General features: G+C 66.4%; 18 protein-coding genes. 5 read left to right on the forward strand and 13 right to left on the reverse strand.

Annotated elements, in window-relative coordinates; genetic code table 11:
- Positions 1-27 precede the first annotated feature (27 nt).
- From VGR99_RS13575 to VGR99_RS13585, 3 genes are read left to right on the forward strand one after another with little or no spacing between them, the layout of a single operon-like run.
- Entirely contained in the window at positions 28-1,524 is a 1,497-nt protein-coding gene (locus VGR99_RS13575) for an amidase (RefSeq protein ID WP_326898885.1), read from the forward strand.
- Between the two features lie 50 nt (positions 1,525-1,574).
- The gene (locus VGR99_RS13580) at positions 1,575-2,804 is read left to right on the forward strand and encodes an MFS transporter (protein ID WP_326898886.1); all 1,230 of its coding nucleotides are present in this window, start codon (positions 1,575-1,577) and stop codon (positions 2,802-2,804) included.
- A 16-nt stretch (positions 2,805-2,820) separates the two neighbouring features.
- Positions 2,821-4,053, forward strand: coding sequence for an FAD-dependent oxidoreductase (locus VGR99_RS13585; protein ID WP_326898887.1), 1,233 nt, complete (start codon positions 2,821-2,823; stop codon positions 4,051-4,053).
- Here VGR99_RS13585 and VGR99_RS13590 read toward each other — a convergent pair.
- Positions 4,050-6,146, reverse strand: coding sequence for a tetratricopeptide repeat protein (locus tag VGR99_RS13590; RefSeq protein WP_326898888.1), 2,097 nt, complete (start codon positions 6,144-6,146; stop codon positions 4,050-4,052). The two genes, VGR99_RS13585 and VGR99_RS13590, sit on opposite strands and share 4 nt — an antisense overlap.
- 49 nt (positions 6,147-6,195) lie before the next feature.
- Positions 6,196-7,032 (reverse strand): helix-turn-helix transcriptional regulator, encoded by an 837-nt coding sequence (locus VGR99_RS13595; RefSeq protein ID WP_326898889.1) that lies wholly within the window; start codon positions 7,030-7,032, stop codon positions 6,196-6,198.
- Between the two features lie 105 nt (positions 7,033-7,137).
- On the opposite strand from VGR99_RS13595, the gene VGR99_RS13600 reads away from it, so the two are divergent.
- On the forward strand, positions 7,138-8,022 hold the full coding sequence (locus tag VGR99_RS13600; RefSeq protein WP_326898890.1) for an SDR family oxidoreductase: 885 nt from the start codon (positions 7,138-7,140) through the stop codon (positions 8,020-8,022).
- A 26-nt stretch (positions 8,023-8,048) separates the two neighbouring features.
- Here the strand turns inward: VGR99_RS13600 and VGR99_RS13605 are convergent, their stop codons facing one another.
- Together VGR99_RS13605 and VGR99_RS13610 are read right to left on the reverse strand one after the other, a co-directional pair.
- Complete coding sequence (locus VGR99_RS13605) at positions 8,049-9,383, reverse strand: dicarboxylate/amino acid:cation symporter (protein ID WP_326898891.1); 1,335 nt, start codon at positions 9,381-9,383, stop codon at positions 8,049-8,051.
- 83 nt (positions 9,384-9,466) lie between these two features.
- Positions 9,467-10,024: a biotin transporter BioY gene (locus VGR99_RS13610; protein WP_326898988.1), complete on the reverse strand. Its 558-nt coding sequence runs from the start codon at positions 10,022-10,024 to the stop codon at positions 9,467-9,469.
- Between the two features lie 260 nt (positions 10,025-10,284).
- Here VGR99_RS13610 and VGR99_RS13615 point away from each other — a divergent pair, with 260 nt between their 5' ends.
- Entirely contained in the window at positions 10,285-10,434 is a 150-nt protein-coding gene (locus VGR99_RS13615; RefSeq protein WP_326898892.1) for a hypothetical protein, read from the forward strand.
- Here the strand turns inward: VGR99_RS13615 and VGR99_RS13620 are convergent.
- The 9 genes from VGR99_RS13620 to VGR99_RS13660 form a co-directional block, all read right to left on the reverse strand.
- Positions 10,431-11,060: a phage tail tip lysozyme gene (locus tag VGR99_RS13620; RefSeq protein ID WP_326898893.1), complete on the reverse strand. Its 630-nt coding sequence runs from the start codon at positions 11,058-11,060 to the stop codon at positions 10,431-10,433. The two genes, VGR99_RS13615 and VGR99_RS13620, sit on opposite strands and share 4 nt — an antisense overlap.
- Positions 11,050-14,085, reverse strand: coding sequence for a hypothetical protein (locus tag VGR99_RS13625; RefSeq protein ID WP_326898894.1), 3,036 nt, complete (start codon positions 14,083-14,085; stop codon positions 11,050-11,052). Before VGR99_RS13625 ends, VGR99_RS13620 begins: the two co-directional genes overlap by 11 nt.
- On the reverse strand, positions 14,082-15,524 hold the full coding sequence (locus VGR99_RS13630; protein ID WP_326898895.1) for a hypothetical protein: 1,443 nt from the start codon (positions 15,522-15,524) through the stop codon (positions 14,082-14,084). The genes VGR99_RS13625 and VGR99_RS13630 overlap by 4 nt, the downstream gene beginning before the upstream one ends.
- Position 15,525: 1 nt before the next feature.
- A complete protein-coding gene (locus tag VGR99_RS13635) occupies positions 15,526-16,164 on the reverse strand; it encodes a hypothetical protein (RefSeq protein ID WP_326898896.1) in 639 nt (212 codons plus the stop codon).
- Between the two features lie 98 nt (positions 16,165-16,262).
- Complete coding sequence (locus tag VGR99_RS13640) at positions 16,263-17,045, reverse strand: hypothetical protein (RefSeq protein WP_326898897.1); 783 nt, start codon at positions 17,043-17,045, stop codon at positions 16,263-16,265.
- The gene (locus tag VGR99_RS13645) at positions 17,026-17,502 is read right to left on the reverse strand and encodes a GNAT family N-acetyltransferase (RefSeq protein ID WP_326898898.1); all 477 of its coding nucleotides are present in this window, start codon (positions 17,500-17,502) and stop codon (positions 17,026-17,028) included. The genes VGR99_RS13640 and VGR99_RS13645 overlap by 20 nt, the downstream gene beginning before the upstream one ends.
- A complete protein-coding gene (locus tag VGR99_RS13650) occupies positions 17,499-19,421 on the reverse strand; it encodes a hypothetical protein (protein ID WP_326898899.1) in 1,923 nt (640 codons plus the stop codon). Before VGR99_RS13650 ends, VGR99_RS13645 begins: the two co-directional genes overlap by 4 nt.
- A gap of 156 nt (positions 19,422-19,577) precedes the next feature.
- The gene (locus VGR99_RS13655; RefSeq protein ID WP_326898900.1) at positions 19,578-20,288 is read right to left on the reverse strand and encodes a hypothetical protein; all 711 of its coding nucleotides are present in this window, start codon (positions 20,286-20,288) and stop codon (positions 19,578-19,580) included.
- Positions 20,289-20,304: 16 nt separating this feature from the next.
- Positions 20,305-20,895 carry a hypothetical protein gene (locus VGR99_RS13660; protein WP_326898901.1) on the reverse strand — a complete coding sequence of 197 codons (591 nt, stop codon included), beginning with the start codon at positions 20,893-20,895 and terminating at the stop codon, positions 20,305-20,307.
- Positions 20,896-20,941: the final 46 nt, after the last annotated feature.

Genomic DNA, 20,941 nt, shown 5'->3' on the forward strand with positions numbered 1-20,941 from the left:
GTTTTCATAATTTGAAAGGGATTGGCCTTGCCCGACCTGTGCGATTCCAGCGCCGTTGAGCTGCGCCGCCTGCTGGCCGCGCGGACGATCTCGCCTGTCGAGCTGCTCGACGCCTGCCTGTCGCGCATCGCCACCGTCAATCCCGCCGTCAACGCCGTCGTGACCTTGGACGAACCCGGCGCGCGCGCCGCCGCCAAGGCGGCCGAAGCGGCCATCCTGCGCGGTGAGGATCAAGGTGCGCTGCATGGGCTCCCCGTCCTGATCAAGGACACCCAGGACACGGCCGGGATGCGTTCCACCTATGGCAGCCCGCTGCTGCGCGACAACGTGCCGGTGAGCGACCAGGGCTCGGTCGCCCGGTTGCGCGCGGCCGGCGCCATCATCTTCGGCAAGACCAACACGCCGGAATGGGCGGCCGGCGCCAACACCCGCAACCCCGTGTTCGGTGCCACCGGCAATCCCTTCGATCCCTCGCGCTCGGCGGCCGGCTCGTCCGGCGGCTCGGCCGTCGCGCTCGCCTGCGGCATGGCCCCGCTCGCCTCGGGCTCCGACACCGGCGGTTCCTTGCGCAATCCGGCCGGCTTCTCCGGCATCGTCGGCATGCGTCCCTCCTACGGCCTCGTGCCCAGCGAGAAGCGCGTCTTCGGCTGGTCCAGCCTGTCGACCGACGGGCCGATGGCGCGCAACGTCGCCGACGTCGCGCTGATGCTGTCAGTGATGGCGAGCGATGATGCCCGCGATCCGCTCGCCTACGCCTTGCCCGGCGAGCCCGTGCGTGCGCGCGCCGAGCGCTGGGCCGCGCCGCGCCCGGCAGAACTCGGCAAGCTACGCCTCGCCTTCACGGAAGACTTTGGCTTCGCCCCGACCGAGCGGGCGATCCGCCGCGTGTTTCGCGCGCGCGTGGAGAAGCTCGCACCGCTGTTCGCCGAAAGCCGCGAGGCCACGCCCGACTGCACTGGCGCCGATGATGCCTTCGCCGTGCTGCGCGCCGGCATGTTCCTGGCAACGCATGGCAAGAACTACATAGAACGGCCCGAGATGCTCGGCCCCAACGTGCGCGCCAATGTCGAGGAAGGCCTAGGCTATTCGCTTCAAGACCACGCCCGCGCCTCCACGACGCAGACGCGGATCTATCGCGCCTACCAGACCTTCTTCGCGAACTGCGACGTGCTGATCAGCCCGACGATCACGCTCAGCCCGCGGCCCTGGTCGGAGCCTTATCCCGCCGAGATCGACGGCGTGCCGACCAAATCCTATTTCCACTGGCTCGCGCTCGCTTACGCCGTGACGCTGGCAGGGCATCCCGCGATCAGCATTCCGCTCGGCCTCGATGAAGCCGGGCTGCCGTTCGGCCTCCAGATCGTCGGCCCGCGCGGCGGCGACGCCATCGTGCTCGCGGTCGCCGCGAGCATCGAGGCTGCGTTCGCAAGCGATGCGCAAATGTGCCGGCCGGTGCCCGACCTCGCCCGGCTCGCCGCCGCACCGCCGCTGTCGGCCGCGCCCGGCTTCCTCACCTGGGAATAGATAGCCCGGGCAGGCTGACCGCCGGGATCGCCGGCAAATCGGAGACGAGCATGACGATGACGGACCTGCCGAGGAAGACCAGCGTCACCGCCTTCGTCCTGCTCTACATCGCCTACTGCATCTCCTATATCGACCGCGCGGCGATCTCGCTGGCGCTGGCGCAGATCGGCAAGGACTTCAACCTCCAGGCCGCCGATCTCGGCATCGTCATCAGCGCGTTCTTCCTCGGCTACGCCGCGATGCAGGTGCCGGGCGGATGGCTCTCCGACCGCTTCGGCTCGAAATATGTGGTGATCGTCACCATCGTGATGTGGTCGCTGTTCACGGCGTTCACGAGCATCGCCTGGTCGCTGACCTCGCTGATCGCGATCCGCTTCATCTTCGGCATCGCCGAGGGCGGCTTTCCGCCGGCGAGCATCCGCGCCATCGCCGAAGTGTTCAGGAAGGACAGCCGGCCGAAGATGTCGGCGCTGCTGCTCTCCTCCAACTATGCCGGCAGCATGGTCGCGCCGCTGATCATGGCGCCGCTGATCCTCTGGCTCGGGTGGCGCCATGCCTTCAACACGATCGGCATCGCCGGCATCGTGTTCGCGGTGGCCTATTTCGTCTTCGTTCCGTATCTCGGCCGCCCGGACAAGCCCGATGCGAGCGCACCAGCGAAGGCCGCAAGCCGCGCACCGATGCGCGAGCTGATGAAGAATCCGCTGCTGTGGCAGTTGATGGTGGTGTGGTTCGGCCTCAGCTGCGTCAACAAGGGCCTGGATTCCTGGATGCCGCTGTATCTGCTGCAACAGCGCGGGCTCGACCTCAAGACTGTCGGCGTGGTGGCGCCGATCCCGTTCGTGATGGCGACGATCGCGACCGCGATGGGCGGCTGGGTGATGACGACGTTTTTCGCCGAGCGCGAAAAATATCTGCTGATCGGCAGCTCCGCGTTGACCGGCATCTTCCTCTACGCCATGTACAAGGCGGAGACGATCGCGATGCTGATCGTCTTCCAGTCGGTGGTCTATTTCTTCAAATCCTTCGTGCTGGCCTCGGTGGTTGCGCTTCCGACCAAACTGCTCCGCGACGACCAGATCGGATCCGGCGTCGGCATGGTCAATCTCGGCGGCCAGAGTGCGGGCTTTGTCGCACCGGCCATCATGGGCTTCATCGTCACCGGAACCGGATCGTTCGATGCCGCCTTCGGATTCCTCGTGGCGATGACGGCATTGTCGGTCGTCGTTGCCGCGACCATCAACACGGCGCAGCCAAGGCTTGCGCCGAAGCCGGCCTGACAGGAGAATTTTTCCGATGCAAAGCGCGATCATTCTCGGCGGCGGCATGGTGGGCGTGGGCGCCGCCTTGCATCTGAAGCAGCGCGGCTGGACCGTCACGCTGGTTGACCGCAGGGAGCCGGGCCGCGAGACCAGCTACGGCAATGCCGGGATGATCCAGGCCGAGGCGGTCCGCCCCTATCCGATGCCGCGCGACCTCGCCTCGCTGGTGAAGATCGCGACCGGCCGCACCAACGATGTGCGCTACAGCCTGTCCTCGCTCCATCGCCATGTCGAGCCGCTGCTGCGCTACTGGTGGCATTCGGCGCCGAAGCGGCATCGCGAGGCGATCGTCGGCTGGGCGCGCCTGATTGGCTATGCGACGAGCGAACACGATGTCCTCATTCGCGAAGCCCATGCCGACAATCTCATTCGCCGCGCCGGCTATCGGGCGCTGTATCGCGATCGCGCGGCACTCGATGAATCGCTCAAGGCCGCGGAGGAAGACCGGCGCGAATTCGGCGTGAATTTTCGCGTGCTGTCGGGCAGCGAGCTCACCAAGGCCGAGCCGATCCTGCGCGACGATCTGCCCGGCGCGATCCATTGGCTCGACACCTGGACCGTGTCCGATCCCGGCGCGCTCGTCACCGCCTATGCCGAGCTGTTCCAGCGCCTTGGCGGCAACATCGTGCTCGGCGATGCGCAGTCGCTGCAGCAGACCGCAACCGGCTGGTCGGTCAACACCGACCAGGGTCGCATCGATGCGGCCCACGCCGTCGTGACACTCGGGCCGTGGTCGCCGGATCTGCTCTACAAATTCGGCTATCGCATCCCCTTGGTGCGCAAGCGCGGCTATCACATGCATTACACGGGCGGCGCATCGCTCGATCTGCCATTGGTCGACAAGGGCGGCGGCTATGCCATGGGTCCGATGGCCAAGGGCATCCGCATCACCACCGGCGCCGAACTGACCGGGCCGGATGCGCTGGCAACGCCGGTGCAGCTCGCCAGCGCCGAAGCCTCCGCCCGCGAGCTGATCGACCTCGGCAAGCGCGCCGAGCCCGATCCGTGGTTCGGCACCCGCCCCTGCACGCCCGACATGCTGCCGGTGCTCGGCCGCGCCCCCCGCCATCCCGGTCTCTGGATGAATTTCGGCCACGGCCACCAGGGCTTTACGCTCGGGCCCGCGACCGGACGCCTGCTGGCGGAAATGATGAGCGGCGAGACGCCCTCGATTGACCCTGCGCCTTACCGGCCGGAACGGTTCTAACTCTCAGCGTTCGCGGCGAGCACTGCGAGCGCGGCCGACAGGCGCATCAGCGGATCGTCCCATTCGCGGGGACTGCGCTGGCGGAACAGCCGCATGGTCGGATACCACGGGCTGTCTTCGCGCTCGCGCAGCCAGCGCCAGTCGAGCGCGTAAGGCGTCAGCATCCACACCGGACGTCCCAGCGCGCCGGCAAGATGCGCCACCGACGTGTCGACGGCGATGACGAGATCGAGCGCAGCGACCGCTGCCGCGGTGTCGGCGAAATCACCGAGCGCGGGCGCAAGATCGATAACGGCCTCGCCGAGCGCGGCCAGCACTTCGGCATCCTCCGGCCTCGGCTCCTTTTGCAGGCTGTAGAGCTGCACGCCCGGCATCACCAGGCGCGGCAGCACGGCCTCAGCCGGCAGTGAGCGCTGGCGGTCGCCCTTGTGCCTGGCGTTGCCGGCCCAGACCACGCCGACCTTCAGCACCGTCACATCTGCAAGCGCCGCACACCAGCGTGCCAGCTTGGCCGGATCGGGATGCAGATACGGGACCTCCGCTGGAATGGTGTCCAGCGTCGTGCCGAATATCCGCGGCAGGCTCATCAGCGGCAATTGCAGATCGAACGGCGGCAGCGGCGCGCCGCGCGGGATCACCGTCACATCCGGTAGCTGCTGCAACAGCGCGGCGAGCGCGGGCTGAACCTGGAGGATGATCTTGCCGCCGCGCGCCATCACCATCGGCGGATAGCGCACGAAATGCAGGGCATCGCCGAGCCCATATTCGGCGAACAGCAGCAAGGTGCGGCCGTCAAGCGGCTCGCCCTGCCATTCCGGCTCGGCGAAGGCGGGATCGCCGTCCGACAGCGTCCTGCATTTGCGCCGCCAGCGATAGGCTTCGAAGCCGTTTTCGAAGTCGCCGTTCATCAGCAGGAAATGCGCGTGGTTGTACTGCGCGAGCGGCTGCTCCGGATCGAGCGCGATCGCGCGATGCGAGACTTCCAGCGCCTCGTCGATCTCGCCGGCATTGCGCAGCGCGACCGCGAGATTGGCGTGGCCCTTGGCATAGTCAGGATCGGCCACGACCGCGCAGCGATGCGCCGCGACCGCATCGCTGGCGCGCTCCAGTTTCTCGAAGATGATGCCGAGATTGGTCCAGGCCGGGGCGTGATCGGGCCTCAGCAGCAGCGCATGCTCGCAGGCACCGATCGCCTCGTCGAGTTCGCCGAGCTCGGAGAGGCAGGCGCCGAGATTGCTGGCGATCACATGGTCCGATGCATCGCGCGCAAAGCTCTGCCGGTAGATCTCGGCCGCCTCTTGCAAATGACCGGCCTCATGCAGCACGAGGCCGAGCAGCCGCAGCGCCGGATCATGGCTCGGCGCCAGCGCGATCGCGCGGCGATACTGGACGATGGCGTCTTCGAGCAATCCTTGCCGATAGAGCACGGCGCCGAGATTGCAGAGCAATCCGGAATCATCGGGGTCGCCGTCGAGCGCGCGGCGATAGGCCACCTCCGCCTCGTCGAGCCGCGCCTGATCCACGAGCAGATTGCCGAGATTGGTCCAGACGCCGCGATGCGAAGGCTCCCGCGCGATCACGGCACGATAGGCATCTTCGGCCTCGTCAAGCCGCCCCTGCTCCGCAAGCACAACGGCGAGATTGAAGCAGGCCCGCGTCAGATGCGCATCCAGCGCCAGAGCACGGCGATAAGCAGCTTCAGCCTCGTCGAAGCGCGAGAGCTCGCCGAGCGCCACGCCGAGCTTGTTGTGCAGCCCGGCATCGTCAGGCTGTCGCACCAGAGCGCGCCGGAACGCCGCCACCGCTCCCTCCTGCTCGCCCTTCACCGCCAGCGCGTCACCGAGCGTGACGAGCGCCGGCGCGTGCTCGGGGTCGACGGTGAAGATGCGGCCGAGCAGCGCGGCGCCGTCGGCCGCGCGGTCGGTGACGAAGGCCGCCACGGCCGCCAGATGCAGCGCCGGAACGTGATCCGGATCGGTCTTCAGAACCTCCGCGCAGAGCGCATCCGCCTGGTCCGGCCGCCCCGCCGCAAAGTGCTCCGCCGCCTGCACCACAATCGGATTCACAGCCGCCTTGCCCACGATACCACCCACCCCTTCGAGGTCCGAGATGGGGGTTAAACGCGCGAGCCCGCAAATTCCGTCAGTCGGCGCGTTCGGCGAGCAAAGTCCTGATGCGCTCGGCATCCTCAGGCGTTGCCGGGTTGTAGACGATCATGCTGAGATCCGAGCGGCCCTCGACGTTGAAGCTCGAATATTCGAACGACATCGTGCCGTGCACGGGGTGCTTCAGCCGCTTGGTGCCGTCGCCGTGATGGCGCACGTCGTTGTCACGCCAGAGCGCCGCAAATTCCGGGCTGGTGCGGCAAAGCTCGTCGACGAAATCGGCGACATGCGAGACCGCGCCCGCGCGCGCCGCATCCGCCCGAAATGCCGCCACCACAAAGCGCGCCACGCTGTCCCAGTCATATTGCGCGGCGCGCACGCGCGGATCGCAGAAGATGAAGCGCAGGATGTTGCGCTGTCCCGGCGGGATCGCGCCGTAATCGGTCAGCACGGCGGTTGCGGCACGATTCCAGGCAACGACGTCCCAGGTCGCGGTCCGCACCAGCGCCGGGCTGAAGGCGAGCGCATCGAGCACGCGCTGCAGCCGCGGCGAGACCCCTTCGGTGGCCTGGTAGCGCACCTCGGGCGGACGGCCGAGCCCGATCAGGAACAGGTGCTCGCGCTCGACATCGGTCAGCATCAGGGCGCCGGCGATGCGGTCGAGCACGTCGGCCGACGGCGCGCCGCCGCGGCCCTGCTCCAGCCAAGTGTACCAGGTCGGGCTGATATTGGCGCGCTGCGCCACCTCCTCGCGCCGTAGGCCCGGCGTGCGCCTGCGGCTGCCGCTGAGGCCGAACGCAGCGGCATCGAGCCGGGTGCGGCGGTCCTTCAGATAGGCCCCGAGCAGGTTTTCGGCTGTCGCTGTCTCGCTCATCCTGTTAGCCATTATACCCTGATAATGTCACTACTTTACCCGGATAATTCTAGCGCAGAAGCTTGTCTCCACCAACCTCTCGACCCCGCCCCTTGGAGATATCTCATGCGTGTATTCGTCACCGGCGCCACCGGCTTTGTCGGCTCCGCCGTCGTCCGCGACCTGATCGCCGCCGGCCACCGCGTCACCGGCCTTGCCCGCACCGACGACGGCGCGGCCGCCATCACCGCGATGGGCGCCGAGGTCCATCGCGGCTCCCTCGAAGACCATGCCTCCTTGCGCAGCGGGGCGGCGGCGTCGGACGGCGTGCTTCACCTCGCCTTCAACCACGACTTCTCGAAGTTCGCCGACAATTGCGAGCTCGACCGGCAGGCCATCCTCGCGCTCGGCGAGGAGCTGAAAGGCTCCGAGCGTCCGCTCATCGTCACCTCGGGCGTCGCGCTGCTCGCGCCCGGACGCCTCGCGACCGAGGACGACACCGCAGCCCGCCACTTTCCCCGCGTCTCGGAAGCCACCGCCGAAGACCTCATGCAGCAGGGCGTCCGCGCCGGCATCGTGCGGCTGCCGCCGACGACCCATGGCGAGGGCGATCACGGCTTCGTCCCGCGCCTGATCGCGATCGCGCGCGAGAAAGGCGCCGCCGCCTATCTCGGCGAGGGCAACAACCGCTGGCCGGCCGCGCACCGCTTCGACGCCGCGCGCGTCTATCGCCTCGCGCTGGAGCAAGGCGCATCGAGCGGGCGCTATCACGCCATTGCCGAGGAAGGCGTGCCGTTCAGGGTGATCGCGGAGGTGATCGGCAAACGGCTCGGCGTGCCCGTGGTCTCGAAATCCATGGAAGAGGCGGAGCAGCATTTCGGCTGGTTCGCGCGTTTTGCCAGCGTCGACGTTCCGACCTCGAGCGCGAAGACGCGCGCGGCTCTCGGCTGGGCGCCAAAAGAAAAAGGGCTGATCGAGGATCTCGACCAGCCCTATTACTTCAAGGTCTAGCGGCGCACCGCGCCGTTAGATCCGGATCAGTCCGTCGTGAGAGCGGTTTCCAGGTCCGTCGGATCGATCTGCCGGCTCAAGCCCGCGGTGAGCTTGTCGCGGTCGAGCTCGCCTTCCCACCAGGCCACGATCACGCAGGCCACGCCGTTGCCGCACAGATTGGTCAGCGCGCGGCACTCGCTCATGAACTTGTCGATGCCGAGCACGATCGCCATGCCCGGCACGAGCCGGGGGTCGACCACGGCCAGCGTCGCCGCCAGCGTGATGAAGCCCGCACCGGTGATGCCGGAGGCGCCCTTCGAGGTCAGCATCGCCACCACCAGAATGGTGAGCTGCTGGCCGAAGGTGAGATCGAAGCCGAGCGCCTGCGCGATGAACAGCGTCGCCAGCGTCATGTAGATGTTGGTGCCGTCGAGGTTGAACGAGTAACCCGTGGGCACCACGAGGCCGACCACCGACTTGGAGCAGCCGAGACGCTCCAGCTTCTCCATCAAGGACGGCAGCGCGCTTTCCGACGACGAGGTGCCGAGCACGATCAGCAGTTCGTCCTTGATGTAGGCCAGGAACTTGAAGATCGAGAAGCCCGCAAGCCGCGCGATGGTCCCGAGCACCACGAACACGAACAGCGCGGCGGTCAGGTAGAACGTCGCGATCAGGCCCATCAGGTTGAGGATCGCGCCGGTGCCGAACTTGCCGATGGTGAAGGCCATCGCACCGAACGCACCGATCGGCGCCGCGCGCATCACGATGGAGATGACGCCGAACACGGCATGCGCGGCATCGTCGATGAAGCTGCGGATGGTATGGCCGCGCTCGCCGAGGCTCATGATCGCGAAGCCGAACAGCACCGAGAACAGCAGCACCTGCAGTATCTCGCCCTGCGCGAAGGCGCCGACCACGGTGTCGGGAATGATGTGCAGGATGAAGTCGACCGACTTCTGGCCTTCGGCCTGCTTGGCATAGTTGGCGACGGCCTGCGCGTTGGCGGCGGCACTGCCGAAGCCCGCGCCCGGCTTGACGAGATTGCCGACGAGAAGACCGATCACCAGCGCGAAGGTCGAGACGACCTCGAAATAGACCAGCGCCTTGACGCCGATGCGGCCGACCTTCTTGGCGTCCTGGATGTGAGCGATGCCGGAGACCACGGTGCAGAAGATGATCGGCGCGATCACCATCTTGATCAGCTTGATGAAGCCGTCGCCGAGCGCCTTGATCCAGTCATTGGTGGCAACGGTCGGCCAGAGCCAGCCGACAATGGCGCCGAGCACGATCGCGATCAGCACCTGGACGTAGAGAACCTTGTACCACGGCTTGGCTGCGGCCGGCGCGACAGGCGCCCCCGCCATCGTTGTCGTCGTCATTGTTTCACTCCCCCTCACACTCAAGAGCCAGCCAAGATCAACTTGGCCGGCCCTGTCAATTGGAACTGCTTGTTCTTGGCGGTTTACCCGCGGCGGTCGACGATCCGGCGGGCTGCCGGCATCAGCGTCGCGCCCAGCGCGTTCTTGACCAGCGAGGCCGCGATGAACGGCGCAACGCCGACCAGCCAGGCCTTGTTGGCGCCAAGTCCGATGCCGTAGGCCAGCCAGCCAAAGCCGCCCATGAAAATAACGACATGGCCGACCGCCATCGCCGCAAACAGCCACACGACGCTGCGATCCCAGCCGCGCTCGGCGAGCCAGCCGGTGATGAAAGCGGCACCAACGAAGCCGTAGAGATAGCCGGCGGTCGGGCCGACCAGCGGTGCAATTCCACCGACGGGCCCTGCGAACACCGGCAGGCCCATCGCGCCTTCAGCGAGGTAGGCGATCATGGTTGCGCTGCCAAGGCGCCAGCCATAGGCGGCGCCGATCATCAGCACCACCAGCGTCTGCAAGGTCATGGGCACGTAGGGCAGCGGCAGGTTCACCTTGGCCGACAGCGTCATCAGTGCGGTGCCGAGCGCGATCAGCACGACGGCGCGCAATGCGCCGACTTTTTCGCCCGGCCGGGTCGGCCACATCAAAGCGGCGAGAGGAGAATGCGTGGCGGTGGTCGGGATGGAACGGTCAGACAAGTTGCACTCCAGAAGGCTGTCGAAAACTGGCGGCTATTTAAGCCATTAAGCCAAACGTATCAACCCAAATCGCTGTTTAGGCTTGGTTTTGTTGGGTTTTGTCTCTCGTATGTATGCCACTTGATACAACGTTTTGGGCGCATTTTTGGGCGCTCTTTACTACTTGCCGTTGCGTGTGTATGTCTACTCAGCCAAGGAATTAAATCATGAAAAAGCCAAAACTTACCGTGGTCGGATGGGATAGCGATGACCGGCCCGTGCTGGGCAGGGGTTCATCTTTCCGACCCGACATCGTTGTTGGAATCGCCGCTGTTATCTTCCTCGCCTCCGTAACCGCCTTGATCTTGCTGAACTAGCCGTACAGCCCTGCCAGCCCGCCGCCAATGGCGGCGCGGCGCCGTTCCTCGTCCTGTGCTGCGGCCACTGCCCGCTGCCGCGCGAACTCATCGTCGACCGGCTGCACGAACGAGAGCGCCAGCCCCGCGGGCGCTGCCGGCATGGCTGCGGGCTGCATTGCCGCTGCGACCGGGCCCGAAGTCGGAATTCCGACCGCGGGTTCACCGGCGAGCTCGGCGGCTTTGCCGTAGCGGTTGCCCCACCCGTGCCCGGCCTCCGGATTGGCCGTCGTCCAGCCCTGCGGCCGCTCGTAGCCCATGCCGGCGCGGACGGCGTCGCGAACATTCGTCGCGCCGAAGAGCGCGTCGCCGGATCGCTTCTCGGTCGTGTGCAGCTCGTGGTCCATATAGCCGAGTTGCGCGTCGAGGCTGTCCGGCCGCTGCCCCGTCGATCGCGCGTAGTCGTAGAGCCCGGCCAGGCGCGAGCCACGCCACTGGAAGGCGCCATAGGCCGTCCCGTTGTCGCCGGTCGCGTTCGGGTTCAGCCCGCTTTCCTGCACGCCGTGGCCGACCATCGCCGCAGCCTGCGGCAAGCCGTAGCCTCGCTTTTGCAGCCACTGCAGCGCGTAGGAAACGCTATCGGCCATTGTCTTTCCTCATGACGGCGTCGCGCGTCTCGTCCTTCGGCTCCGGCCCGTTCAGCAGGTCGGTCACGCTCGAGGCCTCGTTGCCGAGATAGCCCTTCGCCGTGCGCGCCAGGGCGGCCCGATTCGCCGGGTTGTTCTCTTTCAGCAGCTGCGCGGCCAGGTCCGGATCCAGCAGCGCGCGATCGAGCAGCTTTTCGATGGCCTCCCCCTGCGCGCCGCGCACGAGCCGGCGGGCCGCCACGGAGCCCAGCGCGGTCAACATGAAGCCAAGCGATGTCTGCCCGCGCTTGTAGGCGTAGAGGCGGCTCTGCAAGGTCTCCGGCGTGAGCACGTTGGAAATGCTCTGCGCCGTGCCCGACGTGTTCACAGCCTTGCCGCGGGTCCGCAGGTCGACGTTCTGCAGCTCGTCGGAGATCTTCCGGATATTGGCGAGCTGTTCCGGGTCGTCCCGGTAAAGGCGCTCGGCGACGGCCGCTGCCGCGGGGTCGTCGAGGAAGTTCTTCAGCCGATTCGGCATCCACGGCTGCGCGCCGTCGACGGTCTTCGTCGTCTCGCCGTTCGACCTGGCCCTGCTCTGCATCAAGTCCCAAAACGACTTGCGCGCGCCGGCGACGGCTTCCGGGGCGTCATTGACGAACCGCAGCATCTCGTCGATCGCCGCGGCCGGATCTTTCGACGCCAGCACGCCCTTCAAGGCGTCCTGCGACCTTTCGTCGCCATACTGCAGATACTTGCCGACAGTGCTCGTGCCGGGGCGCTCGGCGGTGCCGAGCTCGCGCGTCAGCTGCGTCTCGGCGGCAGTTGATTCGTCGAGCGTGCGCCGGAGGCCAGCTGCATTATCAAGTTCACCGCGGACGCCGGCGAATCGACGATCGGAGAGGATCGTGTTGTATCGGGCGAGGTAGTCGCGAAGCTGGTCGGGCCGTTCAAGCAATCCGCGATCGCGGACATCAGCAAGAATCTGATCGCGGACAGCTGCAACTGTGCGTTGGTCATTGCCGGCTTCCCTCATAAGCGCCTGAAAATCAGCGATTCGGCCCTGATCGTCCTGCACGAACTTGCGCGTCACGGCGCTGTCCGGCTGCCGGTACTGGCCTTCCTGTCGGTCCAGCGTCTGCGCGATGGCCGTCTGCGGCCGCGTGAAACGGTCGTGGTAGTCGACCGTCGCGGCGCGCGCCTCGTCGTAGCTCTGGCGCAGCTCCGGCGGCACGGCGTCGTCGAGATAGCGGTCGAGCGCTTCGACGTGCTGGTCGATGATTCGGGCCTCGTTGGTACGGCCGGCGGTGCGGGCTTCGCGGCTGGCGTCCGTCAAGGCGCTGCGCAGGCCCGTCACTTCGTTGATGGGCTGCGTGATCGGCTCGGTGACGGCCGGCTGAATGACGTTGCCCTCCGCGTCTGTCACAGCGGGCGACACTTCGCGATCGCCGGACAGGCGCCGCGGGATGTCGGTCTCGTTCGGTTGGAAACGCTCGGCCTCCGCGGTGGACATGCCACGGCGCACGCCTTGGAACTCGTCGGCGAGCGGCGCCATGTCGACACGCGCGCCGCTGTTGTTGACCGGCTCCCATGCCGCCCGCAGGATATTGCGCGCGCCCTCGCTGGCCGCCTCGAGCGCCTGGCGGATGTCCGCGCCGCGCCCTTCGCCTGTGAGAGCGGGCTGCAGGGCCTGCGTCGCGCGGTCGAAGTCTTCCTGCGCGTTCTGCCGGTTCACGCCGGCGTCGGTCAGACGCCGCTCGCGCTCGAGCGCCAATTCGGCCCGCAGCGCCGCCGGGTTGCCGTCGGGCGCGTTGGCGTTCATCGCGTTGTCGACCGCGGTCGTGTTCTCGGCGCGCTGCTGGACGAACTTGCCGGCGTTCGGACCTGACTGACGGCCGTATTCGAGGGTGGCGAGGCCTGCATCGCCCGTGCGATCAGCGACGCTTTCCTTGAAGCCGGGTATCGTGTCGCTGACACGCCGGCCGCCCATGATGGCGTCGATCAGCGGCTGCGCGTCGATCGGCTGGCCTTCCGTCTTCGGCACCGAATCGGCGTTGTTCAACAGGCGGTCGGTGACATTTTCCTGCACGACGCGGTTGTTGAATTTATCCCGGGAGAAAATCGCCTGTCGGATGTCGTCGAGCGGCTTCGCCGTAATGCGCGCCGCGCCGAGCAGGCCCGCGCCGCTGAGCGCGCCGAGAATGTCGGCCAGAGTAAACGCGGTGTCTCCTTTCTTCGCTCCGGAGGCGCGCGCAATCTCGTCGGCCGCTGCCGCGCCCGTGCCGGCCGCAACGGCCGTCGCACCTTCCTTGGCGGCGAACTTCGCGGGATCGATCGCGGCGGGCTCTACGAACGCGCGCACGAGCCCCGGCAGTTTGCGGGCCGCATCGACGCCGATCTTGGCGCCCTTTGTGATCGCTCCAGCGACCGGAACGAGCATTGCGCCGACTTCCTGGCCGACGCGGTTCGTGCCGCGCTCGAGGATGGTCGTGCCTTCCTGAACCGGCCGCGCGACGCCGAGCGTGTCCGCCGTGGCGTTGTTCGCCGTGTCGAGATAGTGCTGCAGAGCGTCGCCGCCGACATAGGGCTGCAAGGCCGCAACGCCGTTCACCGCAGCGCCAGGCGGCGAGTTGCGGATCGCAGCTTGAACAATGTCAGGCACTCCGACCTTGTCCGCCACATAGCCGCTAACAGCCTTCGCGCCCGCTGCGGCGTCAGCGGGCAGGCCCGCTACCGTCGTCAGGCCCTGCGCGACACCGCGCACACCCTGATCGACAACGCCCATCACGCCGCGGTTGCCGTCGAACACGGCGTCGCGCAGCGTGTCCATCCAGCCTTTCGGCTGCGCGGCCTGCGTCAAGGCCGTCGTGTCGGCGTTGGCACGCGCAGCGGCGACCTGCGGCTGAGCAGCGGTATCCGGTGCCGTAGATGCGGCCACACTCGACAGGCTCGGCGGATAGTTCTGTTTCATCACGCCGACGATAGTTTCGTCAGGCGTGCCGTCCGGAAATTGAACGATACTTCCGTCCGGGGCTTTGATCTGGATCATTCAAGCTGCCCCGTGGCCGGGTTCCAAGTACGGACTGTCGGCGTTGCCGGCGCCGCCGATGCTGGCGTCGCGGGAGTGGGTGGGATTGCGGCCTGTCCAATCTTCGCGGCGCCAGGCGCGGCCGGCGAGAGCAGCGCGCGCCTATCGGTGATGATCCTGTCGAGCTGGTCGAGCGTCGCGATCGTGCGCTGCGAGTTGCCGGTCATGCCGCCGGCGCCGAGCGCCTTCGCGACCTGTTCGTAGCGGTCGTTCGAGATCCGGCCGTTCGGGTCGAGCACCTTCGCGACCTGCGCCGTCAGCAGGGTTTCCAGCATGTTCACCGCGGGGATGTTCGGATCGAATTTCGAGAACTTCGCCACCACGGCCGGATCGACGCGGCCCGCCGCGATGTCTTCCTGCATCTTCTTCATGTTGACGTCGAAGAGCTGGCCGACTTCGCCGCCGGCGGCGAGCACGTCCTGCACTGTGCCGCGGATCGCACCGACGAGCCCCTGCGCGCCAGGGTTCTTCGTGACGATGTCGCGAAGACGCTTCGACGTCTGATCGGTCAGCGCCAGGTCGACGAGCTGGCCTTCGACGCTGTTCTTCGTGCTGGCGCCGAGCCCGGTCGCGTCTTTGTCGCCCTGCAGATTGGCGCTGTAAGTCTGGATGCCGGCGGGCAACACTTCCTTCGTCTGCGTGTCGATCCATCGGCCGTCGTCGGCAAGCGACGCCGAGCCAACGCTGCCGTCCGGCCGCTTATAGTTCGCCACGGTCGGCTTGCTGTTGTCCTTGACGTAAGCCTGCTTCCCGACGGCGTCGGGGGTGAACGACACGACCGGGTTGCCGTCTTTGCCGACGACGTTCGTCGTGCCGACGCCCTGCAAGGCGGCCGCGCGCTTCTCGTTCTGCGGCAGATCTTGCAGGATCGCGCCGCGCACCTCACTATCCGTCAGCGGCTTCGGCGCGCCGCTGATAACTTCGCCGCCCGGCGTCGCGACGATATCGCCCGGCTTGGCCGTGATGTTGCCGCGGAACATACCCGGGAGACCGCGCGCGGTGGCTTCTTCCGGCGGCAAATATGCCGTGGTCCCGTCCGTGACGAGGACCGGCTTGGCGCGCTCGAGCGCGAGATCGCTTGCGTTTTTCTCGCGCCCGAACTGGATGTTGGCGGCATTCGTCGCGGCGTTCTTCTTCAGATCCGTCGCGTTGTTCTGATCCTGCGCGTAATAGCTCTGAATCGGCGTGTAGTTGCCTGCCGCGACGTTGCGGCGGTCGAAGTTCGGGTCGTTCGGGTTGTCGAACAGGTATTGCAGCCGCGACGCCTTCTGCTTCTCGGCGCCGGCCTTCGCGTAGGCCAAAACATCGGTCGCCTTCGGGCCGGAGAACGCTTCGGCCAGGTTGTCGAACGCGGTCGAGAAGGCCGGATCGTAGTAGAGCCCGTTTTGCCGCACAGCCATGTTAGCGCCCGTAGGTTAGGAACGGCGTGGCGCCGCCCGAAAACACGTTGTTGACAAGCGGCGCCCCGCCGACCGACGTCGGGCCGATCGCGCCCGGGATCGCCCCGGCTGCCGTCGTTGCCCCGGCGCCAGCGCCGGCCAGCACGGGCGACAGGCCGGCGGTCAGTCCGACCTTGCCGAGCCCGCCGAGAATATCCCCGAAGAACTTGTAGCTGTTGCCCGCACGGTTCGCATTGTCGAGCTCGAGCTGCGTGACAGCCTCCGAGCCTTTCTTGAAGCTGCCGATCTGGCCGACTTTCGACGCATCGTCGGCCACGCCGCGCCCGGCTGTGCCGATGACGTCACCAAAGGATCGAAGCTGTGCCAGCTTGTCGGCCTGATCGGCACCGTAGGCGCTCGCGAGCGACTTCTTCGCGTCGATCTCACGCTGCACGACATCGCTGCTTGCCGCCGGCAGCGCCGCGGCGTTGTAGGTCGGCGTGTTCACGCCGTTGACCGGCGTCGTAAAGAGCGTCTTCAGCCGGTCCTTGTCGGACGCCATCTGCTGATCGAAGTTGACGTAGCGCCCGAGCGACTGATCGGTCAGGCCCTTCGCTTCGGTGTCGAAACCCTGCTGCCGCGCGCGCTCGGCGTTGAGCACGTTTGCGCGAGCCGCGTTGACTGCGTCGTTCGCCGCGCCGTTGAGGTATGACGACGCGATGCTCGATATGATGCCTGCGCCAAGGGAAAACGGTTCCATTATGCCGTCACCTTTACCGATCCGGAGGGCGCGAACAGGCCGGTGTAGAACGGCGCCTGCACCGCGCCGCCGCTATAGGCCTGCGCCTTCTCCGCGTTCGCCTGCGTGCTGAGCGCGCCCGTGAAATTCGCGAATACCTGCCCCAACGGGCTGAACTGCGTCGGCGCCGACAGCGCCGTCACACGGCCGAGCGCGTCGTTGATAGTCTGCGTCTGATCGCCGGTCGTGTTAAGTTCGTTGATCAGATCCGACTTCGCGCCGGCGACGGCGGTGCGCGCCTGGTTGGCCGTCGAGTTTGCAGTGTCGTTGATCTGCAGCTGCGCGGCGTCGGCCGTCTTTTGGAGCTTGCCTTCCTGATCGGCCCGGGTCGAACTGTTCAGGTTGCCGCCGCGCGCGAGCGAATAGGTCAGCTGCTTGCGCGCGTCGGTCAGCTGATCCTGCAGCTGAGGCGTCGCATAGTCCTGATAGGACTTCGCGATGTTGCTGTAGAAATTGTCGTTGAAGCCGCCGAACGTGTTGCCGGCCAGCGGGTCGGGCGTGGTGCTGGTTGTCGTGCCGCCGAGCCGCGATGCGAGTGCATTCCCGGCGTCCCCGACGAAGCTGCCGCCAGCAAACGGCTGCGTGGCTGGTGTGCTGGTCGTATCGGCCGGGACCGGCGTGCCGTCGAACAGCGCATTGATGCGCGCCGTGCCGTTCCGAATTTTGGCCTGACGCGCCTGCTCGTCGGAGCGCGATTGCTGCGCCAGCTGCGCGGCCGCGTCGTCACCGCCCTTTTTTGACATTCCGAGCCCCGAACTTGCGCCGGACGAACGTTCCGACCGGCTCAAAGCCGAAGTGGCCTAACAGCCTGGTCGTGCGTTCCGTCGTCAGGTTGTTGTCGTTGCCTCCGGTGCTCTCGACGGCGCCTAGACCGTCGCTCCACCGGCAATATTCGGCAATCAACATCGCGGCCGCCCGAGTGCCGCGTTTATCGGGACGAACGAATGTACCACAAAGCGTCGTAAAAACGCCATCGGAGAAATCGTAGGACGAGATCCCGGCCTGCAGCACCCCTATCACGTCGCCGTCCTGATCGGCGAAGAAGAAGGTCGGGTGCGCGGTGTTGAGGTAGCGCTGGTAGGTCTCCCGGGCGACCGGCTCACTGAAAACCTGATCCGGGTAGCTCTCGGCGAGCATCTGCCGCGCCAGGCCGACGAACAGGTCTTCTTCCTCCGGCATGCCGAGCCGAATCTTAATCATGTGTCACCGTCAAACTTGACGGCGGCCGCGGAGATCTTCTTCGGTCCGCGGCCGGTTCCCTTGAAGCGCAGACTGATGTGGGTGTATTCGACTTCGTGGGGGATGCTGTCCAAGCCGTAGGTCGTTTCGCTGATGGTCGCAATCTTGTCGGACGCGCTCCGGTCGTTGAGATTGTGGCCGGCGCTGACGACCCACGACCCCTCGCACGCGACGTCAATGCTGCGGAACTGCTTTTTCTCCGCTGGCGTGCCGGCGTCGAGATAGGGCAGCCAGAGCTCCGGCGATGTGTTGTCATACGACACGGTCGCGCCAAGCCCGCCGAAGCAGTAAACCATGTCGCCAGATCGCAAAAAGACCTTGTCGCGGAATACCGTGTAGTCGTCGATCGAGAACTCGACGCCGTTAACCGACGGCGTATAGGTCGACCAGGCGCTGATCTTTGAGCCTTCGAACAGGCTAAAAACGGCAATCAGATCGGGAAACACGAGCCAGAAACGGCCCGACGTCGGCTCGATCAGGCCGCCGATCTCGCTCTTCTGGACGCCGGTCAGCGTCGCCAGTTTTTCGACGATCAACGTGTCGATCGGCACTCCGACGTCGTTTGTCGATGCCGCGTTCGACGCGTCGCGGGCGCGGAGCGACCGGACGCCGCTGGCGGCCAAATAGAAGAGATCGCTGTCGCCGAACTGTGTCACGCTGCGCGGGCTGGTCGTGCCGGTATTGTTGAGCGTCTGCTGCTGCGCGTTCTGCGCCGGATCGGGATCGACGTACCAAATCTGCGTCACGCGCTCGGCGAAGACGGCGATCCACTTCTGATATTTCGCAACCGCCGTCAGCTTCTCCGCGCCGGACGCCTGCGCCGACATGTCGACGAAACCCGCGCCAGTGTTGGTGCTCGCGAACCCTGTCGGCGTCAGAATGCCGGAGAAATTCAAGAACTGCGCGGCGGTCACATAGACTTTCGACAGGATCGTCTTCGCGAACGATCCGCTTTGAAACGTCGTGTTGTCGACGAGATCCGCGCCGCCGGCGAGCGTCGGGTTGGTGGGCGCCACCGTGAAATTGCGCAGCAACGTGAACGTTACCGCATAGCCGTTCGACGCCGCATTCGGGAGAGCGGTCAGGATATTGACCTTGTCGTCCGTCACCGTCGCCACGTAATCGGGCGAGCTGGCGTAAGAGTTGATCGAATCGACGATCAGCTGCGCGGTCGTGGCGTTGTCGGTCGTCCAATCGACCGGGCCTGCCAGGATCGACACGCCGTTAACTTGCAGGTCCGCGAGCTGCGAATTGGCCGCTACGGCGCCGCCCGTCATTGACGTGATGCCTGCGACGAGCACGTCGCCGGTCAGGACGAGGACGGGCGTCAGGCCGTTCGCGGCCGGGCCAGTGGCGGCCGCCGTGATCGTGACGACCGCGCCGACAGCCGCGGCCGTATAGTCCGGCGACGACACGAAGGTGTTGATCTGCGCTGCGACTGCGGCTGCTGTGGTCGCGTTGTTGCCGGTGTGCTGAACGGGGGCGCCGAGAATCGAGACGCCGCCGAGCGTGATATCGCCGATCGTGTTGACGATGCTCGCCGAGCCGCTTGTTACCGTGAACTGGCAGCTCGCGCGCGTTGCCGGTTGCAGGCCGCCGCCCGTGACACGGAACGACGCGCGAGCGCGGGCGTCAATCCAGTCGGTGACGCGAACACCATCGTAGAAGTGAAAAAGCGTGCCGTCCCCGAATTCGGCCACCACGTAGATTTTGCCGGCGAACAGGTCGAAGCTGCGCACGCGCACGAGCGGCGTGCTGCCGTCCGGGTGCTGCAGGCGCTGATAGAGCACCCCGCGCGGCATCGCCGGCGCAGCGCCGCTGCCGAACGCGTAAAGGCTGTTATTGTCGCAGGCGAGGCCGAGCGTCGCGCCCGCCGGCAACGCGAACGTCGGGACAAAGGCGGGCCGCTGCTCGAACTCGCCGCCCCGGTTGACGTGGCCGTCATTGGCGCGGATCGCGGAGCCGCCAGGCAGCGCTTCGGCGAGCCGCCGGGTGTCGAGGCCGCCTTTGATGTCCTTGAGCCAGAGCGTGCCCATTTACGCCCCGGGCGGCCGATAGTTGCCGACGATCGGGCGGGTGTAGACAGGCTCGCGCCGGCCGACGCCGAACATCTTGAACTGCCGCCGCGGCGTCAGCCGGCCCTTGATCTTGGCGAGGCGCTTGTTGGCGCGGTTCAGCGCCATCTTGCCTTCCTTGCTGTCCGGCGAGTAGGACGACGCGGCGTAGAGGAAGATCAGTTGGTCGTCGATGTCGGCTCGATCACTGTCCTTGACGAGCGGCGCCAGCTTCCGGATGCCCGTCACCTTGACGTAGCCCTGCAGGGTCGTCGGGTCGCCATTCGTCACTGGTACCGGCCACAGTTCGACTTGCTCGTCGGGCGCGATGCGCCACTTGCGCACGGGATCGGCGCGCTGGTCGAGCTCGGTATTGTAAATCGAATAGTCGTTCGTGTTCAGGTTCGCGAAGACCGGCTGCCAGCGCCCGCCGTTCATGACCTCGATCTTTTCGATGCGCTCGAGATCGAAGTCGGCGCCGAAGTCGTAAAGGTGCTGGCCGGCCTGCAGCGCGTAGTTCTTGTTATCGCGCAGATGCGGCCAGTTGTAGTCCTCCCACAGCCATTCCTGCGTTTTGTTCAGGAAATGGACCTGCTTGTCACGGACCTGATTGTTGTGCGCGGGATTGAGCGACGTGTGAAGCTCGGCGCGCAGTTGGTCGAGCAGTTTTACAAGCGTAGTCCCGCGCGCCATGCTTCACCCGTTCCCGTTACGCGAAAGCGTCGTCGCCGCCCTGCGTGTCGATACCGTCGTCGATGTCGCCGATGCCGTCGTCCTCGACGCCTTCATCCGCGGCCGGCTCGCCGAGCTTTTCGGACAGCGCCTTGCGCGCGGCTTCCTGCTGCGCGATGGCGGCGTCGATCTCTTCCTGCGTGCTCTTCGACGCGTAGCCGGTCGGCGGGTAGGCATCGGCGGCATAGCCGGCGGCGACCCACTCGGATACGGTCGGGCCGTCCTGGCGAACCACACCCTCGGCGCTCATGCGGCCCGTGGCCTTGAAGAAATCGCCCGGCAACTCCAGCTCAGCCAGAGTTTCGTGCACGCGCGCAGCGACGCCGGGGAACAGGCTTTCCACGATCGGGCGGCCGTCCTCGAACTTCGCCCCGCCGTAGATGCCGAGCAGACGATCGCGCTCGGTCCGGTGCGTCGTCTTGATGACGTGGCCGGGCTCCACATCCTTGATGGATTCATCGCCGTGGATCGCGCGCAGCACGGCGATCTCCGCGGCGGTCACGCCAAACTTCGGGACGGTGTTGCCGTGGTGCCCGCCAAGGGACAGAAGGATATTCGCGGTCTGCATGGTATCTCCGGGTCAGTTGCTCGTTGCGGTGATTGGCGGGGCCGAA

Source organism: Bradyrhizobium sp., assembly GCF_035935975.1.
Lineage (GTDB): Bacteria > Pseudomonadota > Alphaproteobacteria > Rhizobiales > Xanthobacteraceae > Bradyrhizobium.

Coding starts and splice junctions, on each gene's coding strand:
- VGR99_RS13615 (WP_326898892.1), top strand. CDS start 10,285: ATGAAAAAGCCAAAACTTACCGTGGTCGGATGGGATAGCGATGACCGG.
- VGR99_RS13655 (WP_326898900.1), bottom strand. CDS start 20,288: ATGGCGCGCGGGACTACGCTTGTAAAACTGCTCGACCAACTGCGCGCC.
- VGR99_RS13645 (WP_326898898.1), bottom strand. CDS start 17,502: ATGATTAAGATTCGGCTCGGCATGCCGGAGGAAGAAGACCTGTTCGTC.
- VGR99_RS13625 (WP_326898894.1), bottom strand. CDS start 14,085: ATGATCCAGATCAAAGCCCCGGACGGAAGTATCGTTCAATTTCCGGAC.
- VGR99_RS13640 (WP_326898897.1), bottom strand. CDS start 17,045: ATGTCAAAAAAGGGCGGTGACGACGCGGCCGCGCAGCTGGCGCAGCAA.
- VGR99_RS13605 (WP_326898891.1), bottom strand. CDS start 9,383: ATGACGACGACAACGATGGCGGGGGCGCCTGTCGCGCCGGCCGCAGCC.
- VGR99_RS13620 (WP_326898893.1), bottom strand. CDS start 11,060: ATGGCCGATAGCGTTTCCTACGCGCTGCAGTGGCTGCAAAAGCGAGGC.
- VGR99_RS13580 (WP_326898886.1), top strand. CDS start 1,575: ATGACGATGACGGACCTGCCGAGGAAGACCAGCGTCACCGCCTTCGTC.
- VGR99_RS13595 (WP_326898889.1), bottom strand. CDS start 7,032: ATGAGCGAGACAGCGACAGCCGAAAACCTGCTCGGGGCCTATCTGAAG.
- VGR99_RS13630 (WP_326898895.1), bottom strand. CDS start 15,524: ATGGCTGTGCGGCAAAACGGGCTCTACTACGATCCGGCCTTCTCGACC.
- VGR99_RS13585 (WP_326898887.1), top strand. CDS start 2,821: ATGCAAAGCGCGATCATTCTCGGCGGCGGCATGGTGGGCGTGGGCGCC.
- VGR99_RS13600 (WP_326898890.1), top strand. CDS start 7,138: ATGCGTGTATTCGTCACCGGCGCCACCGGCTTTGTCGGCTCCGCCGTC.
- VGR99_RS13610 (WP_326898988.1), bottom strand. CDS start 10,024: ATGTGGCCGACCCGGCCGGGCGAAAAAGTCGGCGCATTGCGCGCCGTC.
- VGR99_RS13660 (WP_326898901.1), bottom strand. CDS start 20,895: ATGCAGACCGCGAATATCCTTCTGTCCCTTGGCGGGCACCACGGCAAC.